Consider the following 15,429-nt stretch of genomic DNA (forward strand, 5'->3'; position numbering starts at 1 on the left):
CGATGAGCACGCCCTCCACCGTCCCGGCCGACAACGGCACGATCTTCTACCTCCGGAGCGAGCACCATCCCGAGAACGGGACGCTGCTCGGCTTCTGGCTCTACCTGATGTCCGACTGCCTTATCTTCGCGTGCCTGTTCGCGAGCTATGGGGTGCTGGGCCGCAACTACGCCGCCGGGCCGTCGGGCGCGGACCTGTTCGACCTGCCGCTGGTCGCGCTCAACACCACGATGCTGCTCTTGTCGTCGATCACCTACGGCTTCGCCATGCTCGAGATGGCGAAGAACCGGGTCGGCCTGATGCTGAGCTGGCTGGTGCTGACGCTGCTGTTCGGCCTCGCCTTCCTGTCGATCGAGCTCTACGAGTTCCACCACATGATCGCGGAGGGCGCGACGCCGCAGCGCTCGGCCTTCCTGTCGTCCTTCTTCACTCTGGTCGGCACCCACGGCCTGCACGTGACCTTCGGCTGCATCTGGCTCGTCACCCTGATGGTCCAGGTCGCGAAACGGGGGCTGATCGCCGAGAACAAGCGCCGGCTGATGTGCCTGTCGATGTTCTGGCACTTCCTCGACGTCGTGTGGATCGGCGTCTTCTCCTTCGTCTATCTGATCGGATCGATGTCATGAGCGCGACCGAAGGCAACGCTCCCGCTCACGGTCATGGCGACCATCACGACGACCACGCCGCCCACGGCTCGCTCAAGGGCTACCTGACCGGGTTCGGGCTCTCGATCCTGCTGACTGCGATCCCCTTCTGGGTGATCATGGGCGACGTCTTCCGCAGCACGACGACGGCCGCGGTCGTGGTGCTGGTGTTCGGCGTCGTGCAGATCTACGTGCACATGATCTACTTCCTGCATATGAACTCGAAGGCCGAGCAGGGCTGGACCATGCTGTCGATGATCTTCACCGTCGTGCTGGTGCTGATCACGCTCGGCGGCTCGTTCTGGGTGATGTTCCACCTGAACAGCAACATGATGCCGATGCAGGCCCCGCACGAGACGATGACGTCGCCGAAATGACCCACGCGGGCGCCGCCGCGTTCGAGGCAGGCGAGGCGGAGCCCGCCTTCCGCCCCCGTTCGCCGGCCGCGCTTCTCGCAATCGCGCTCGCGACGATCGTCGCCTTTTCGGGCTTCTGCGCGCTCGGCGTCTGGCAGGTCGAGCGGCGGGCCTGGAAGCTCGATCTGATCGGGCGGGTCGAGGCGCGCGTCCACTCTGCCCCGACGGCGGCGCCGGCTCCCGCCGATTGGCCGCGCGTCAACGCAGCGGACGACGAGTACCGCCGCGTTCGGATCGAGGGCGTCTTCGAGCGCGGCAAGGACACGCTGGTCCAGGCGACGACCGAGCTCGGCGCCGGCTACTGGGTGCTGTCGCCGCTCCGCACGACGGACGGCTTCTCCGTGCTGGTCAATCGCGGCTTCATCCCGGCGGATCGCAAAGATCCCGCGAGCCGCGCGGCCGGCGAGCCCTCGGGCGAGACCACGGTGGTGGGCCTCCTGCGGATGACGGAGCCGAAGGGCGGCTTCCTGCGCGCGAACGATCCCGCCGCCGACCTCTGGCGGTCGCGGGACGTGGCCGCGATCTCGGCGGCGCGCGGTCTCACAGACGCCGCGCCTTACTTCATCGACGCCGACGCCGCGCCGAACCCGGGCGGCCTACCGGTGGGCGGCCTGACCGTCGTCGCATTCCGCAACCAGCATCTGGTCTACGCGCTCACCTGGTTCGCGCTCGCAGCGCTCGTGGCCGGCGCCGCCGCGATCGTCGCGCGGCATGAGTTCCGGGCGCGCCGCTGACCTCGGGGCCCGCTATGCTCGCCGACACGACGGGGCGCCATACCCGCGCGGACGGCTCCTCCGCCCGCAAGAACATGCTCCAGCTGGTCCAGCTCCGCTGGATCGCGGTCGGCGGCCAGGTCGCCACCATCGCCTTCGTCCAGTTCGGCCTCGGCGTCGCCTTGCCGCTCGCGCCGATGGCCGCGGTGGTCGCCGCGCTCGTCGCCCTGAACCTTAGCTTTCTCGCGAGGCTTCGCTGGCGCCGCAGCGTCTCCCACGTCGAGCTGTTTCTGACGCTCGCCTTCGACGCCTCGGCGCTCACCGCCCAGCTTTATCTCAGCGGCGGAGCGACCAACCCGTTCGCCTTCCTGTTCCTGCTGCACGTCACGCTCGCGGCTGTGCTCCTGCAGCCCTGGGCCACATGGACGATCGCCGCCGTCACGGTTGTGGCCCTCACCTTCCTGGTCTTCTTCAACCGGCCGCTCATGCTGCCGGCGGAATGGGACTGGAGCCTCCCGGATCTTCAGATCGCAGGCATGCTGATCTGCTTCGCGCTCGACGCCGGACTTCTCGCGGTGTTCGTCGCGCGCATCAGTAAGAACCTGCGCGAACGCGACCTGCGCCTCGCGGCCATGCGCCAGCGCGCCGCCGAGGAGGAGCACATCGTCCGGATGGGGCTGCTGGCCTCCGGCGCCGCGCATGAGCTCGGCACGCCGCTCGCGACCCTCGACGTCATCCTCAGCGACTGGCGGCGGATGCCGAAGCTCGCGAAGGACAAGGATCTGGCGGCCGAGATCGCCGACATGCAGGAGGAGGTGCGGCGCTGCAAGACGATCGTCACCGGCATTCTCATGTCGGCCGGCGAGGCGCGGGGCGAGGCGCCGGCCGCGACCACCGTGCGGCGCTTCCTCGAGGAGATCGTCGCCGACCGGCGCTCGGCCCGCGCCGGCGCCGAGATCGAGCTGCTCGACCGCTTCGGCGAGGACGTCGCCATCGTGTCCGACTCCGCGCTCAAGCAGGTGATCGGCAATGTGGTCGACAACGCGGTGGAGGCGCCGTCGGCCTGGGTCGGCGTCGAGGCGAGTCGGGAGGGCGAGGCGTTGATGCTCACAGTCCGCGACGCCGGGCCGGGCTTCGCGCCGGAGATTCTGCGCGGGCTCGGCAAGCCCTATGTGTCCAGCAAGGGAAAGCCGGGCGGCGGGCTCGGCCTGTTCCTCGTGGTCAATGTCGTGCGAAAACTCGGCGGCGTCGTCGAGGCGCGCAATCGTCCCGAAGGCGGCGCGGCGGTCTCGCTCACGCTGCCGCTCGAGGCGCTCGCCGTTCATGGGGGCCGGCAGGATGCAGCCTGAGCGCACGATCGTCATCGTCGAGGACGACCCCAAATTCTCGAAGACGCTGTGCCGGTCCTTCGAGCGGCGGGGATACCGCACGCTCGCCGCCGATTGCCACGACGCGCTCCGCGAGCTCCTGTAGACTCAGTCTCCCGGCTATGCGGTGGTCGATCTCAAGCTCGCCGGGGGCTCGTCGGGCCTGACCTGCGTCCAGACGCTGCACGCCCACGACGCCGCCATGCGGATCGTCGTCCTGACGGGCTTCGCCAGCATCGCCACCGCCGTGGAGGCGATCAAGCTTGGCGCCCGCCACTATCTCGCCAAGCCCGCCAACACCGACGACATCGAGGCCGCCTTCGAGCGGACCGCCGGCGAGCCCCAGACGCCGCTGACCGAACGGCCGACTTCGATCAAGACGCTCGAATGGGAGCGCATTCACGAGACGCTGGCCGAAACCGACTTCAACATCTCCGAAACCGCGCGACGGCTCGGCATGCACCGCAGGACGCTCGCGCGGAAGCTCGGCAAGCGGCAGCTCAGCTAGCCGAGCGCATCTCGACGTAGCCTCCTCAAGGCGGTCGGCGCGGGCAGGCGAGTGGCCCGCATCGAGGCCTGCGCGCTGTTCGCGCCGATCTTGGTCGGAGCCATGAATGCGCGCTGCGCCCAGAATTGGGCGCTCTGCGCAGAGACGATCGACTGGGCCCGCGCGAGTCTGCCGCCCTGCGTATGCGTCTCGCCGTGATCTCTCAGTCATGGTCAAGGGTCGTGAGACACATAGGCCAGGGACACGAGCCCACCCCCGCCTCGAGCCGCGATCTCCGCAGGATCGACACGGCCGACCAGATCGTTCGCCGTCATCCGGCGATCAGCGCGTCCCGTTTCGAAATCTCCGACAATCTCGGCGTCGGCGCGTTTCTGTTCGAGAACGCCCGGGCGGGACAGTCGATCAAGCCCGGAAATGTGGACTTTCACGTCTTCGGATACCGCTGCTCCGGCGCCAGGACGCACAGGGTCGACAAGTCGTGCCGACGACCGGGCCGTTCCGGCGGGCCCGGCATGTCATCCTTCGTCGCGGCCGACGAGGCGTGCACCTGGGATTGCGAGGGGGCGCACGAGATGGTGGCGGTCTTCCTCGGTCGGGAATTCCTGTCCCACCTCGTCTCCGAGGCGTTCGGCGTCGATGGCGATCTCGTTCAGTTCGAGGACGCGGCGTTCCATTTCGATGAGGACGCGACGCGGCTCGGAAAGATGATCGAAGGGCAGTTGCGCAGCTCGGCGCCGGTCTCGACCCTCGAGCTTGACGCGTGGGGGCAGCTGGTCGGCTTGCATGTCGTTCGACGCTATTCGGGGCTTGGCCAGCGCGCCGTCATGGCGGGTCACGGCCGTCTGTCGGCGGTTAAACTTCAGATGGCCGTCGACTTCATCACGGGAAATATGGGTCTTCCCCTGCGGGTCGCCGACGTGGCGCAATATGTCAGCATGTCCCAGTTCGCCTTCGCCCGGGCCTTCAAGACCTCCACGGGGCTCAGCCCGCACCAGTTCCTCACTCAGGCGCGCGTCGAGCGGGCGCAGGACCTGCTCGGAACGGGGGAGCAGTCCATCAGCCATATCGCGAATTCGGTCGGCTTCGTCGATCAGAGCCATCTGACGACGCAGTTCCGGCGCGCTTTCGGCGTGACGCCGGCGCGCTACCGGCGCGCGCTGAGGAGCTAGCGCGGAGCCGCGCGGTATTGGCGCGTCGGCCATTCCAGCCAAAACGCCGGCGTTCATTGCGCCCGGCTCTCCCGCCCATGACGACCTCGCGCCTGGCGTCCCGGGCTCATCCTCGCCCGGAACCCGCGCGGGGGAGGATTTTGGTTCTGCTTCACGTCTTCCGAAACGGATCTGTTGAATTGGTGAAATCAGCAAGAATCAAAAAACGCCCTGCAGCAATCTGCAAGACAGCAGCTTCGCCCGACACGCAAAATACTAGACCAGTCCGCGTCACGCCGAACCAAGTGTTCGGTCTCCGCGGCCCTGGTTTCAGATTGAAAACAACAATCGCAAAAAAGGGAGAGGCCGCCATGTCCGACAGGTCAAGCAAAACAGAGACGCCGCCCGACGCGTCGAAGCCGCAGATGCGTGACGAAGACCAAGCGACGATCGGCCCGAAGCTTGGCGCCGTCGGCCGCAGGACCTTCCTTGGCGGCGCCGGCGCGCTCGCCGCGTCGATGCCTTTCGCGGGCGCGCCGGAGGCTCTGGCCAAGCCCGCTGCGGAAGACGACGGCGTGCTGATGATCAAGAAGCAGGGGAGCTTTTTTGTCGGCGGAAGGAGAGTGCAGGCCCCTGGGACGCTCGATCCCTATACGACGAACGCGAACGCCTCTGACGACGGGCAGATCTACTATTACGACCGGCTCTACGCGCAGTTCCAGATTCCCCCGGACGCGCGGCGCTATCCGCTCGTCCTCATTCATGGCGGCGGCGGAACCGGCAGGGTGTGGGAGACCACGCCGGATGGGCGCCAGGGCTTCCAGTCGATCTTCCTGCGCCGCGGCTACGGCGTCTACATTGTCGACTTCCCGCGGCGCGGCAGGGCGAGCCTCCCATCGTTCAACGGGCCGTTCGGCGAACTCGCGGGCGTGCCGATCGTGGCCAACCGGACCAACCGGTCGGGCGCACAGCTGGCCTTCGTGAGATGGCGGCTTGGTCTCGAATATCCGAAGTTCTTCCCGAACTCGAAGTTCCCGAAGTCGTCCGAAGCGCTCGAGCAGTTCTTCTCGCACCTCGTGCCGACCGTCGACGACCCCGTCGTGGTGGTCGACGGGCTGGTGGCGCTGGTCGAGAAGATTGGCCCGTGCATCGTGGTCACGCACTCCCAGTCCGTGCCCTTCGGGTGGCAGATGGCCATCCGGTCCTCGAACGTGAAGGGCATCATCGCGTTCGAGGGAGGTTCCTACTTCCCCGACGGCGAGCAGCCGGTCGCGATCCCGACCTATGCCGGAACCGCGAGCACGCCCGGCACCAGCATCCCGAAGGGCGACTTCAAGAAGCTGACGAAGATCCCGATCCGCATGTTCTACGGCGACGGCATCTCCAAGCCGAGCCCGTTCCCCGGCGTCGACAGCATGCGGCTCAATCTCCATTACTCGAAGGAGATGGCCAAGACCGTCAATCGCTACAAGGGCGACATGAGCGTGGTGCACCTGCCGAAGATCGGCATCGAAGGCAACACCCACTTCGTCTATTCAGACACCAACAACGTGAAGATCGCGGATCTAATGTCCGAATACTTCCAGGAAATGGGTCTCGACATCGGATCGGGCAGCGCCTGACGGGCGTGCATGGCTGCGGGCCGGCGGAAACGCCGGCCCCTCGCTTTCCCGACGGAGCGGAACGGTGCGCTGGCGGGACGGCTGCGCCATGGCGCGCAGGGAGCTTCACGCGCCCCGGGTCGCGGACAGGATGAGCCGGGCGATCGCGCCGGGCTGCGAGATGAGGGAGACGTGGCTGGCCTTGACCTCGATGGTCGTCGCGCCCATGCGCTTGGCCATGAAGCGCTCGAGGTCCGGGTCGATCGTTCGGTCCTCGGTCGAAACCGCGTAGAAAGACGGCTTCGTTCTCCAGGCCGCGTGGGTGGTCCGGCCTGTGAGCAGCTCCTTGCGGAACGGCTGCTGCACGGCGAACAGCGCCTTCGCCCTCGCCTTCGGGAGGTCGCCGGCGAAGTCGCGCAGGAACCCCGCTTCGCCGAGGCGCCCCTCGTCGCCGTCGAACAGGACCCCGGCCGAGGCCGGCGGCGTCGGGAAGGTCTTCGCAAGGGCGGCGTAGTCCTCGCCCGCGTCCGGGGCTCGCGCGGCGACATAGACCAGCGCCGAGACGTTCGGATGGACGCCCGCCTCGGTGACGATCATGCCCGAGAAGGAATGTCCGGCGAGCACGGTCGGGCCGTCCTGGCGGTCTAGCACGCGCTGCGCGGCCGCCACCGCCTCGGGGAGCGTGGTGAGCGGATTCTGCACGGAGGTGACGTTGAGGCCCGCCGACTGCAGCAGGGGGATCACCTCGGACCAGGACGAGCCGTCCGCGAACAGCCCGTGCACGAGCACCACATTGCGGGCGGGCGTCTGGGTGGCGGCGCGCGAGCCTCCGAGGGCTGCGAATGCGCCGAGGCCCGCAAGGGCGCCTGTGAAGGTGCGACGGGTGACGCCGGAAAGGCCGAAATCCTGACGCGTGCGAGCTTCGGTCATCTCGAGAAATCCTTCTGGCCTGAGATTTAAGCGCGCCCGAGGCCCGCACGACGTCATTCATCGCCATGCGGGCCTTGGTTACGGTTGGCGTCAGCCGTTGTTGACGTCGCCGGTCCAGTCGAAGCTGGACAGCGACGAATTGCGCTCCGCCGGCGCCGCGACGTCGCGCACCTGGCGCATGCGGACGACGTCGCCCTTCCCGAGGGTCGCGGACGAAGCGACGGGAGCCTGGCTCTGGCGCTGCGCGCCGTGGTTGGCGGGCTCGGCCATGGCGGTGGTGGCGACCAGGGCGGAGGCGGCGAGGGCGAACAGAACGGTCTTCATGACTTCTCTCTATCGGGGTTAGGAGCGCCGGGGCGGCGCCGATGGAGAGCAAGCTAAGAGGCCGGGCGCCCCGGGGTTATCGTACTGAACGGCAGGCCGATCATACGAAGGTTTGCCGGGATTAGGGCCGAGGGTTCGGTCGTCGCGCGGCCGACCAGCCCGGGCCCAAGAAGTTCCACGATCTAAACCTGCGTATGATTCCGGCGCGCTCGCGACGCTGCGAATGTCGTGGGCGTAGGGGCGCCGCGCCCTCTTACCGCTCGGGGACATGCGATGCAGCAGACCGGATCGACCTCGGTGGCCGAAGCCGACGCCAGGCTCGCCCTCGCCCGACGGATCATGGCGGTGGCGGGTCACGACCTGAAACAGCCGCTTCAGCTTGCAATAATGTCGATCGAGCTTGCGGCTCACAGTGGAAACGGCGCGCTCGCCGAAAGGCGGTTGGGCGTCGCCCAGGACGCGCTGAAACGCCTGAATGTCGAACTCGACGATCTGGCGCGCATGTCGCAGGTCGACGACCGCCTTACGCCGCGCATAAGGCCGACTGCGCTTGGCCCCATCCTGCGCGACCTGGACAGCGACTGGCAGGGCCTCGCTGAAGCCTACGGCGTCTCGCTCGCCTTCGACGGCCCGGACATTGAGGTCCTCACGGATCGGGCCATGTTCAAAACGATCCTGCGCAACCTGATCGGAAACGCCGTCAAATATTCCGAGCGCGGCGGCCGCGTGTCGGTGACCGCGCGCGTCGCCGGGAGTTTCGTGATCCTGGACGTCGCCGACGAAGGCGGCGGGATCGCGCGCGAGAAGCTCGAGCGGATCTTCGACGCTTTCGACCGGGGCGGCCGTTCGGACGCCGATGGCGGGCTCGGTCTCGGCCTCCACATCGTCCGGCAGACGGCGGAGCTGCTGGCCCACCCGATCGCGGTCCGCTCGATCGAGGGCGAGGGATCCGTATTCTCGGTCGCCCTGCCGCTCGCGGCGCCGGCCGGCCGCGGCTACGAGGCGCCGGCGCGTCAATGAGGCGGCCGGGCGCGCATCCGCCGTCGCGCGAGGAGCGTCTTTTCCAGGACGCGGCGTTCGGTGCTCCTCCGATCAACAGGGCTGTCATAGGCGCGGTCTCGGGCCTGATGGCGGCTGCGATCTTCGCCGTCGACACCTTGGCGCCGATCGACGGCGCGGTCGCTGTCCTCTACGTTCTTGTGGTCTTCCTCGCCGGCCGCTCGCACAGGCCCGCCGACATCGTCGCGGCGGGGCTCGGCTGCCCCTTCCTGACGGCGGCCTCCTACGCCGCGACGCATGGATTCGAACGGCTCGACGCCTCCACGTTGAGGGCGTTCGTCGCCATGTCGGCGATCACGATCGCCTCCTTCCTCGCATGGCAGAACCAGGCCGCCACGGCGACGCTCGCGAAACAGGCGCAGCTTCTCGAGCTGTCGCACGACATGATCTTCGTGCGCGACCTCAAGGGCGCCATCACCTACTGGAACGCGGCCGCGGAGCAGGCCTATGGCTGGACGCGGGCCGAGGCACTCGGCGAACCGGCCGACGGACTGCTGCGCACACGCTATCCGGCCGAGCGCGGCGAGGTCGAGGCCGAACTGCTGCGCGTCGGCCGGTGGGAGGGCGAGCTCGTTCAGCTCCGGCGCGACGGCGAGACGCTCTCGGTGGCGAGCCGCTGGGCGGTGCAGAGAAACCGCCAGGGCGCGCCCGTCGCCGTGCTCGAGACCCACACCGACGTCACCGAGCGCAAGCGGGCGCGCCAGGCGATGCGGGAAGCGCAGGCCGAGCTCGCTCACGCCGTGCGCGTCTCGACGCTGGGCGAGCTCAGCGCCTCGATCGCGCACGAAGTCAAGCAGCCGCTGACCGCGATCGTGACCAGCGGAGAGGCCGCGGCGCGCTGGTTGCGCCGCGATGTCCCAGACCTCGCGGAGGCGTCGGCGGCGGTCGCCCGCGCCGTCGCAGAAGGCAAGCGCGCCGCCCAGGTCGTGGACAGGATCCGGACGTTCCTCACCAAGGACGCAACCTTCCGGGCCGGCGTCGACCTCGCCGCCTTGCTCGAGGAGGCCGCAGGCCTTGTCGAGCATGAGCTTCAGAAACACGATGTGCTTCTTGAGATGGAGATCGCGCCTGACCTGCCGCCGATCGAGGGCGATCCTGTCCGACTCCAGCAAGTCGCGGTCAACCTGCTGGTGAACGCCGCGCAGGCGATGTCGGGACAGGCCGACGTTCGCCGGCTTTCGCTGCGAGCCGCACGCGACGCCGATTGTGACGGCGTGCTCGTCGCGGTCAGCGATTCCGGCCCGGGGCTTCCAGGCGACGACTTCGAAGGCGTCTTCCGACCGTTCTTCACGACCAGGCCGGAGGGCATGGGAATGGGGCTCGCCATCTGCCGATCGACGATCGAAGCTCACGGCGGCCGGCTCTGGGCCGAGAACGGGTCTGGAGGCGGGGCGGTCTTCTCGTTTACGCTTCCGGTCCCGGCCGCAGGAGCAGAAGGATGATCAGGCAGTCCTCCAACTCCGTTCGGGGCGCGGCGCCCCAGAAGCCGATCGTGGCGATCGTCGACGACGACGAGGCGATCCGGGAGTCGCTGCGAAGCCTTTTCCGGTCGGTCGACCTCGAGGTTCTGACTTTCGCTTCGCCCGCCGACCTGCTCGCGAAACCCCTGCCTCCGGGCGCCGCCTGCATCGTCCTCGACGTCCGGCTTCCCGGCGTCAGCGGCCTCGATTTCCAGGACCAATTGGTCAGGCTCGAGATCCGGACGCCCATCATCTTCATGACCGGCCACGGGGACATCCCAATGACCGTGCGCGCGATGAAGGCCGGCGCCATCGACTTTCTGGCCAAGCCCTTCCGCGACCAGGACATGCTGGACGCCGTCATGTCGGCGATCGAGCGGGATGGGCGGAGGCGGGTCGAGGCCGCGGCGCAGGACGGCCTCAAGGCGCTTCTGGAGACGCTGACGCCTCGGGAGCGGCAGGTGATGGCCCATGTCGTCGCCGGTCTGATGAACAAGCAGATCGCGCATGCGCTCGGCGTCAGCGAGATCACGGTGAAGATTCACCGCGGCAACGTGATGCGGAAAATGTGCGCGAAATCGCTGGCGGACCTCGTGCGCATGGCCGAGGCGCTCGACCTGCGGCGCGGGCGGGAGGGCGCGGCGCAAACCTCTGTATGATTCAAATCGCCGGTCCGAGAGCGCAGGTCATATGCGACGCCGGGCTTGTTCACCCGTTCGGCGACGTGTGAAAGGCGCCTGACATGACTGACGTTCCCATGATCGCGATCGTCGACGACGACGAGGCGGTCCGCACCTCGACCGCAAGCTTCGTGCGGTCTCTCGGATATGCGACGAGGACCTATCGGTCGGGGACCGAGTTTCTGAGCGAATCCTCCCGCCGGGAACCCGACTGCATGATCGCGGATGTCCAGATGCCCGGGATCAGCGGGCCGGAGCTGCAGCAGCGGTTGATCGCCGAAGGGCGACGGTTTCCGATCATCTTCCTGACGGCTTTTCCCAGCGAGGCGATCCGCGGCCGCGTCATGGCGGCGGGGGCCGCAGGCTTCCTCGCCAAGCCGTCCGACGGCGAGACGATCGTCGCCCGCATCGAGGACGCCCTGGCGCGACGCGCAGCGCGCTGAAGGGCCCTTCACATGGAGAACGCCATCGCGGATCGCCAGCGACACGGGCAGGCGCCGCGGACATAGACGGACCGCTGCACCGCGCCCGGGGAGCCGGAGGCCCACCTCATCGCGCATCTGCGGCAGGCTCGAGGACGAGGCCGTCCGCCCGACGGCGCAAGGAACTCGACTGGCCGCGAACATGGGCTCGCCGCGACGGTCGCCCGAACTGGCTGAGAAGCTCGGACCGGTCGAACCGACGAGCTGACGCGAGGCGTTCCACGCGGTGTTTGTGGGCGGCGCCTCCGTGCCAGCGCGGGTCCGCGCATTCGTCGATTTCCTGGTCGCTCGGTCGCGCTGAGAGGGCCGGCGAAGGTCCAAGTTCGGCGTGTGCCTAATGACGGCTCTTGGCGGACTGTTGAAAAACTCAACGCTCTTACCCGCCAAACCGCGATACGACGACCCTCCCGGAAGTGGGATCGACGCTGATCCGGTCTCCTGTCCGTATGCTCGTCACCGGATCCGGCTCGAGGCGATGCAGGATGGGAATTCCGGCGAGGACCGCGCCCTGCACGAAGACCGGATTGGTCTCGCGGCAAAGAATCGCCGCGGGCGCGATCCCCCGGCGCATGAGGTCGTAGAAGGCCCATCCGGCCGCCACCCCGCCCTTCACGGCGGGAATGACCAGGATCTTTCCCGCGAGGTTGTGACCCTCGACCGCATGGCCCTTCCGGGAGATCAGCCCTGTCGAGCGGTCGAGATCATAGCGTGGGCTGAACGGGTCGCTCGACACCAGCGCCTCGCCATCCAGCGGGCGCCCGAAGCCGGGCGGACCGCGAAGCTCCAGGACGGATGGGTCGACGGCGTCGCGGGTCATGACTGCAGCCTCCCGGCCACCGCGGCCTCGACGCAGTCGCGCGTGCGGCGAAAGATGGGATGATATCGATAGCCGCCGATGATGTTGGCGAGCTTGGCCGAGTTGGTGAGGACGTTCCGCCAGCCGAAGCGCTCGCGCATCACGTCCGCGCCCATGAGATAAAAACACACGCCGACCAGCACCATGCCGCCGGCGCGCTCGATCGCCGGCACGTAGCCGAGCGCGGTCGCGGCCGCGTGGTTCATCTGGTTTGTGGTGATGATGAAGCGCGTGTTGCCGTGGACGCTGCGCCCGTCGAGGAGTTCGGCCACGAGCTTGATCTCGAACAGCGAGAGCTGCGGCCCGGTGAGAACCACGAGGTCGATCTCGTCCCGGTCGGCCGGATAGGACGCGTACACATCCGCGATCGCGGCGTCGTCGACTTTGATGGTCTGCTTCGGCTCGCGCCCCGCGAAGGCCGCGTCGACGCTCGCCGCCTCGGGGGTCACGCCCACCATATGGAACATCGCGAGCGAGCCGTAGCTCGCAAGGCTCGCCCCAAGGTGCTTCATCCGGTCGGACGTGACCGATCCCGGCTTGGCGCCGTCGATGACCGGGACCTGCCAATAGTCGTTGCACTGGCGGCCGACGACCGCCCCCAGGGCCCCCCAGTCCGCCAGGTCCTCGAGCTCGGCTGAGAGTTCGACCAGGACGGTTCCGCGCCTTTGCTCCGGAACATGGAAGCCGTAGCGGGGGGTGCGCCCCGTTATGCCGGCCGCGAAGGCGGCGGGGCCGCTTTCGAAATTCGAACGTGCGCCCAGAACCGAGTTCGCATAGATGACCGTGCCGGTGTCGCCCCACGCGACGTGCTCGCCGAAATGAGGCTGATAGACGCTCTGATAGTTGATGCAGGTGTCCGTCTGTATGGCCCCGATCGTCCGGATCGCCGCGATCAGCTCCTTTTCTTTGCAGACCATGCCGGGGTCCTGAAGCAGCCGCTCGGCCGCCGCGAAGTCGACGCATCTCGCATTGGTCGTCATGGGCACGCGGAACCGCGCCGCGCCGTGGGCGATCTTCTGGAGCAGCGCCAGTCCGGGCTCGCCCATCACCTCCATGTCGCCGACCATGTGGGCCGACGTGACGGGCACGAGACGGTCCGCGCCGAAGAAGCGCCCGACATCGACCTGCATCCGGATCGCCCACTGGACGAGTTCGCCCTGCTCGCCGGCGAGCATGGCGTCCTCTTCCACGGTGAGCCGCAAGTCCGTCTTGGCCATGAGCCGCCTTTGCCTCCTCGAACCGACCGTTGACCGGGCTGATAATGTCTTATAATGTTATATGTCAAGATCAGTCATTATAAGACGTTAGGTCGGATTGATCGCTGTGGAACGCCGCTTCCCCGCGGCGACGGCGGTCGACGGACGGGTCGGGAAGAGGGCTGACGATGAGCGTGCATCGGTTCGAGCTTCGGCGGGAGAGCTCGCACGCCATGTACCAGCAGCTCGCCGATCACCTTGCGGATCAGATCAGGACGGGCCGGTACAAGCCGTTCGACCGGCTTCCGACCGAACTCGAGCTGAGCGAAGAGTTCCGCGTGAGCCGGATCACGGTGCGCCAGGCGATCGGGCGCCTGCTCGCGCAGAGCCTGGTGGTCCGCAAGCAGGGCAAGGGGACGTTCGTCGCGGGGCCGGCGGTCCGCCATGATCTTCAGGGCCGCAAGGGCATCATCGAAGAGCTCAGGTCCCAGGGGGTCGATCCGCAGACGAAGCTCCTGGAATTCGGCTCGGTCGAGCCGACCGAGCAGATCAGGCGGCGTCTCGGCGAGGCCGGCGCGCTGGTGCGGATCCGACGGCTCTACAGCGTCAACGGCGCGCCCTTCGCCGTCACCACGACCCATCTCCCGGCCGAAGTCGGGCGGCTCAGCTGGGAGACGGTCGAGGCCCACCCGGTCTACGACATCCTGGAGAAGTTTCTCGGGATCGCGATCGGGCGCGTCGACCTCGGGGTCCGGGCCGAAGCGGCCGGTCCGGATCTGGCGCGGCTGCTCAAGACCCGGTCGCGCGCGCCGCTTCTCGTGTTCGACCGGGTGTCGCGCTGCACGGCCGGCGTTCCGCGCGAGCACACGCTCTATTGGTCGCGCTCGGAGAACTACGAGTTCTCGCTCCGGACCGTGGGGCCTCTGTCGATCAATTCGTCGCTGCGGCGGGCCGGATAGCCGCAGCCCTTCGACATGGGCCGGGCCGATCTTCGGCGCCGCGACCCCAAGAAAAAAGGGAGGACCGAATGACGAGATTCATCGCCGCCTGCTGTCTTGCCGCATTGGCGGTGCTGGCGCCGTCCCCCGGCTCCGCCGCGCCCTATCCAACGAGGGTCGTCACGATCATCGTGCCGTTCCCGGCCGGCGGAGCCACGGACGTCGTCGCGCGCACCATCGCGCACGAACTGTCCGGGCGGATCGGCCAGCAGGTGATCGTGGAGAACCGGCCGGGCGCCAACGGTCTCCTGGGCTCGGCCGTGGTCGCCCGCGCGGCGCCCGACGGCTACACGCTGCTGATGGGAGGCGCGAACACGCAAGGCATGAACGACGTTCTGTACAAGAACCGTCCCTACGACTCGCTGAAAGACTTCTCCGCGATCACGCTGACGGCGCAGATTCCGGTCGCCATCGTCGTCAATCCGTCGCTGCCGGTGAACTCCCTCCAGGAACTCGTCGCACTGGCGAAGGCCAAGCCGGGCCAGCTGAGCTACGGGTCCTCCGGAGCCGGGGGCCCGCACCACATGGCCATGGAGCTGTTCAAGTCGGTCGCCGGAGCGGACATCCAGCATGTCCCGTACAAGGGCGGCGCGCCGCAACTCAACGACCTCGTGGCCGGCCACATCAAGATCGGCGCCATTGGCCTGCCGCCGGCCCTGCCGCATGTCCGGGAAGGCAGGCTTCGACCTCTCGCTGTGACGGGGAGAACGCGGACGGCCTTCCTGCCCGACTTGCCGACCGTGGCCGAGTCGGGCTTTCCGGGATTCGAGGTGAACTACTGGCTCGGCCTGTTCGGGCCGGCCGGCGTGCCTGGCGAGATCGTCGACAAGCTCAACGTCGAGGTGGCCGGACTTCTCAAACGACCGGACGTCCGTGACCTCCTGGCCAAGCAGGGCGTCGAGACCCTCACCAGCACGCCCGCCGAGCTCCAATCGCTGGTCGCCGTCGAGATCGAACGATGGGGCACGGTCGTCAAAGAGCGAGGGATCGCTCTCGACTAGGTGTACGGTCCGCGGATGTGGCGTGACGGATTGAGCCTGAGGCGTT

General features: G+C 67.8%; 16 protein-coding genes and 1 pseudogene. 13 read left to right on the forward strand and 4 right to left on the reverse strand.

All coding sequences use genetic code 11. The features are described from left to right. The first annotated feature begins 2 nt into the window (after positions 1-2). The 7 genes and pseudogenes from cyoC to EK403_RS14005 all read left to right on the forward strand — a co-directional run bounded on the left by cyoC (position 3) and on the right by EK403_RS14005 (position 6,418). Entirely contained in the window at positions 3-626 is a 624-nt protein-coding gene (gene cyoC, locus EK403_RS13975; protein ID WP_128778096.1) for a cytochrome o ubiquinol oxidase subunit III, read from the forward strand. Beyond that, entirely contained in the window at positions 623-1,021 is a 399-nt protein-coding gene (gene cyoD, locus EK403_RS13980; protein WP_128778097.1) for a cytochrome o ubiquinol oxidase subunit IV, read from the forward strand. The genes cyoC and cyoD overlap by 4 nt, the downstream gene beginning before the upstream one ends. Then, on the forward strand, positions 1,018-1,794 hold the full coding sequence (locus tag EK403_RS13985; protein WP_128778098.1) for an SURF1 family protein: 777 nt from the start codon (positions 1,018-1,020) through the stop codon (positions 1,792-1,794). The genes cyoD and EK403_RS13985 overlap by 4 nt, the downstream gene beginning before the upstream one ends. A 14-nt stretch (positions 1,795-1,808) precedes the next feature. Beyond that, the gene (locus EK403_RS13990) at positions 1,809-3,122 is read left to right on the forward strand and encodes an ATP-binding protein (protein ID WP_245479704.1); all 1,314 of its coding nucleotides are present in this window, start codon (positions 1,809-1,811) and stop codon (positions 3,120-3,122) included. Then, positions 3,112-3,648 (forward strand): annotated as a pseudogene (locus tag EK403_RS13995) (response regulator transcription factor). Before EK403_RS13990 ends, EK403_RS13995 begins: the two are co-directional and overlap by 11 nt. A 221-nt stretch (positions 3,649-3,869) precedes the next feature. Then, entirely contained in the window at positions 3,870-4,817 is a 948-nt protein-coding gene (locus EK403_RS14000; RefSeq protein ID WP_164919607.1) for a helix-turn-helix domain-containing protein, read from the forward strand. Between the two features lie 350 nt (positions 4,818-5,167). Continuing rightward, positions 5,168-6,418, forward strand: coding sequence for an alpha/beta hydrolase (locus EK403_RS14005; protein WP_128778100.1), 1,251 nt, complete (start codon positions 5,168-5,170; stop codon positions 6,416-6,418). A gap of 105 nt (positions 6,419-6,523) precedes the next feature. On the opposite strand, the gene EK403_RS14010 is transcribed toward EK403_RS14005, so the two are convergent. Next, a complete protein-coding gene (locus EK403_RS14010) occupies positions 6,524-7,327 on the reverse strand; it encodes an alpha/beta fold hydrolase (RefSeq protein WP_128778101.1) in 804 nt (267 codons plus the stop codon). Positions 7,328-7,417: 90 nt separating this feature from the next. Continuing rightward, entirely contained in the window at positions 7,418-7,651 is a 234-nt protein-coding gene (locus EK403_RS14015) for a hypothetical protein (RefSeq protein WP_128778102.1), read from the reverse strand. A 273-nt stretch (positions 7,652-7,924) separates the two neighbouring features. Between EK403_RS14015 and EK403_RS14020 the strand changes: the two genes are divergently transcribed. From EK403_RS14020 to EK403_RS14035, 4 genes are all read left to right on the forward strand, one after another. Continuing rightward, entirely contained in the window at positions 7,925-8,671 is a 747-nt protein-coding gene (locus EK403_RS14020; protein ID WP_128778103.1) for a sensor histidine kinase, read from the forward strand. A 107-nt stretch (positions 8,672-8,778) separates the two neighbouring features. Next, positions 8,779-10,152 (forward strand): sensor histidine kinase, encoded by a 1,374-nt coding sequence (locus EK403_RS14025; RefSeq protein ID WP_245479705.1) that lies wholly within the window; start codon positions 8,779-8,781, stop codon positions 10,150-10,152. Further along, entirely contained in the window at positions 10,149-10,829 is a 681-nt protein-coding gene (locus EK403_RS14030) for a response regulator transcription factor (protein ID WP_128778105.1), read from the forward strand. The genes EK403_RS14025 and EK403_RS14030 overlap by 4 nt, the downstream gene beginning before the upstream one ends. 83 nt (positions 10,830-10,912) lie before the next feature. Next, complete coding sequence (locus EK403_RS14035; protein ID WP_128778106.1) at positions 10,913-11,293, forward strand: response regulator transcription factor; 381 nt, start codon at positions 10,913-10,915, stop codon at positions 11,291-11,293. A gap of 415 nt (positions 11,294-11,708) precedes the next feature. On the opposite strand, the gene EK403_RS14045 is transcribed toward EK403_RS14035, so the two are convergent. Both EK403_RS14045 and EK403_RS14050 read right to left on the reverse strand, forming a co-directional pair. Continuing rightward, positions 11,709-12,149 carry an aconitase X swivel domain-containing protein gene (locus tag EK403_RS14045; RefSeq protein WP_128778107.1) on the reverse strand — a complete coding sequence of 147 codons (441 nt, stop codon included), beginning with the start codon at positions 12,147-12,149 and terminating at the stop codon, positions 11,709-11,711. Further along, the gene (locus EK403_RS14050) at positions 12,146-13,405 is read right to left on the reverse strand and encodes an aconitase X (protein WP_128778108.1); all 1,260 of its coding nucleotides are present in this window, start codon (positions 13,403-13,405) and stop codon (positions 12,146-12,148) included. The genes EK403_RS14045 and EK403_RS14050 overlap by 4 nt, the downstream gene beginning before the upstream one ends. Positions 13,406-13,572: 167 nt before the next feature. Here EK403_RS14050 and EK403_RS14055 point away from each other — a divergent pair, with 167 nt between their 5' ends. Together EK403_RS14055 and EK403_RS14060 are read left to right on the forward strand one after the other, a co-directional pair. Beyond that, positions 13,573-14,343: a GntR family transcriptional regulator gene (locus tag EK403_RS14055; protein ID WP_128778109.1), complete on the forward strand. Its 771-nt coding sequence runs from the start codon at positions 13,573-13,575 to the stop codon at positions 14,341-14,343. Between the two features lie 68 nt (positions 14,344-14,411). Then, positions 14,412-15,383 carry a Bug family tripartite tricarboxylate transporter substrate binding protein gene (locus tag EK403_RS14060; RefSeq protein ID WP_128778110.1) on the forward strand — a complete coding sequence of 324 codons (972 nt, stop codon included), beginning with the start codon at positions 14,412-14,414 and terminating at the stop codon, positions 15,381-15,383. The last annotated feature ends 46 nt before the right edge of the window (positions 15,384-15,429 follow it).

This window comes from Hansschlegelia zhihuaiae, from assembly GCF_004103825.1.
Classification (GTDB): domain Bacteria; phylum Pseudomonadota; class Alphaproteobacteria; order Rhizobiales; family Methylopilaceae; genus Methylopila; species Methylopila zhihuaiae.

Bases quoted from the DNA above. Each gene is read 5' to 3' on its own strand.
- EK403_RS14050 (WP_128778108.1), bottom strand. From the start codon at position 13,405: ATGGCCAAGACGGACTTGCGGCTCACCGTGGAAGAGGACGCCATGCTC.
- EK403_RS13985 (WP_128778098.1), top strand. From the start codon at position 1,018: ATGACCCACGCGGGCGCCGCCGCGTTCGAGGCAGGCGAGGCGGAGCCC.
- EK403_RS14025 (WP_245479705.1), top strand. From the start codon at position 8,779: ATGGCGGCTGCGATCTTCGCCGTCGACACCTTGGCGCCGATCGACGGC.
- EK403_RS14005 (WP_128778100.1), top strand. From the start codon at position 5,168: ATGTCCGACAGGTCAAGCAAAACAGAGACGCCGCCCGACGCGTCGAAG.
- EK403_RS14030 (WP_128778105.1), top strand. From the start codon at position 10,149: ATGATCAGGCAGTCCTCCAACTCCGTTCGGGGCGCGGCGCCCCAGAAG.
- EK403_RS14015 (WP_128778102.1), bottom strand. From the start codon at position 7,651: ATGAAGACCGTTCTGTTCGCCCTCGCCGCCTCCGCCCTGGTCGCCACC.
- EK403_RS14020 (WP_128778103.1), top strand. From the start codon at position 7,925: ATGCAGCAGACCGGATCGACCTCGGTGGCCGAAGCCGACGCCAGGCTC.
- EK403_RS14055 (WP_128778109.1), top strand. From the start codon at position 13,573: ATGAGCGTGCATCGGTTCGAGCTTCGGCGGGAGAGCTCGCACGCCATG.
- EK403_RS14035 (WP_128778106.1), top strand. From the start codon at position 10,913: ATGACTGACGTTCCCATGATCGCGATCGTCGACGACGACGAGGCGGTC.
- cyoC (WP_128778096.1), top strand. From the start codon at position 3: ATGAGCACGCCCTCCACCGTCCCGGCCGACAACGGCACGATCTTCTAC.
- EK403_RS13990 (WP_245479704.1), top strand. From the start codon at position 1,809: ATGCTCGCCGACACGACGGGGCGCCATACCCGCGCGGACGGCTCCTCC.
- EK403_RS14010 (WP_128778101.1), bottom strand. From the start codon at position 7,327: ATGACCGAAGCTCGCACGCGTCAGGATTTCGGCCTTTCCGGCGTCACC.
- cyoD (WP_128778097.1), top strand. From the start codon at position 623: ATGAGCGCGACCGAAGGCAACGCTCCCGCTCACGGTCATGGCGACCAT.
- EK403_RS14045 (WP_128778107.1), bottom strand. From the start codon at position 12,149: ATGACCCGCGACGCCGTCGACCCATCCGTCCTGGAGCTTCGCGGTCCG.
- EK403_RS14060 (WP_128778110.1), top strand. From the start codon at position 14,412: ATGACGAGATTCATCGCCGCCTGCTGTCTTGCCGCATTGGCGGTGCTG.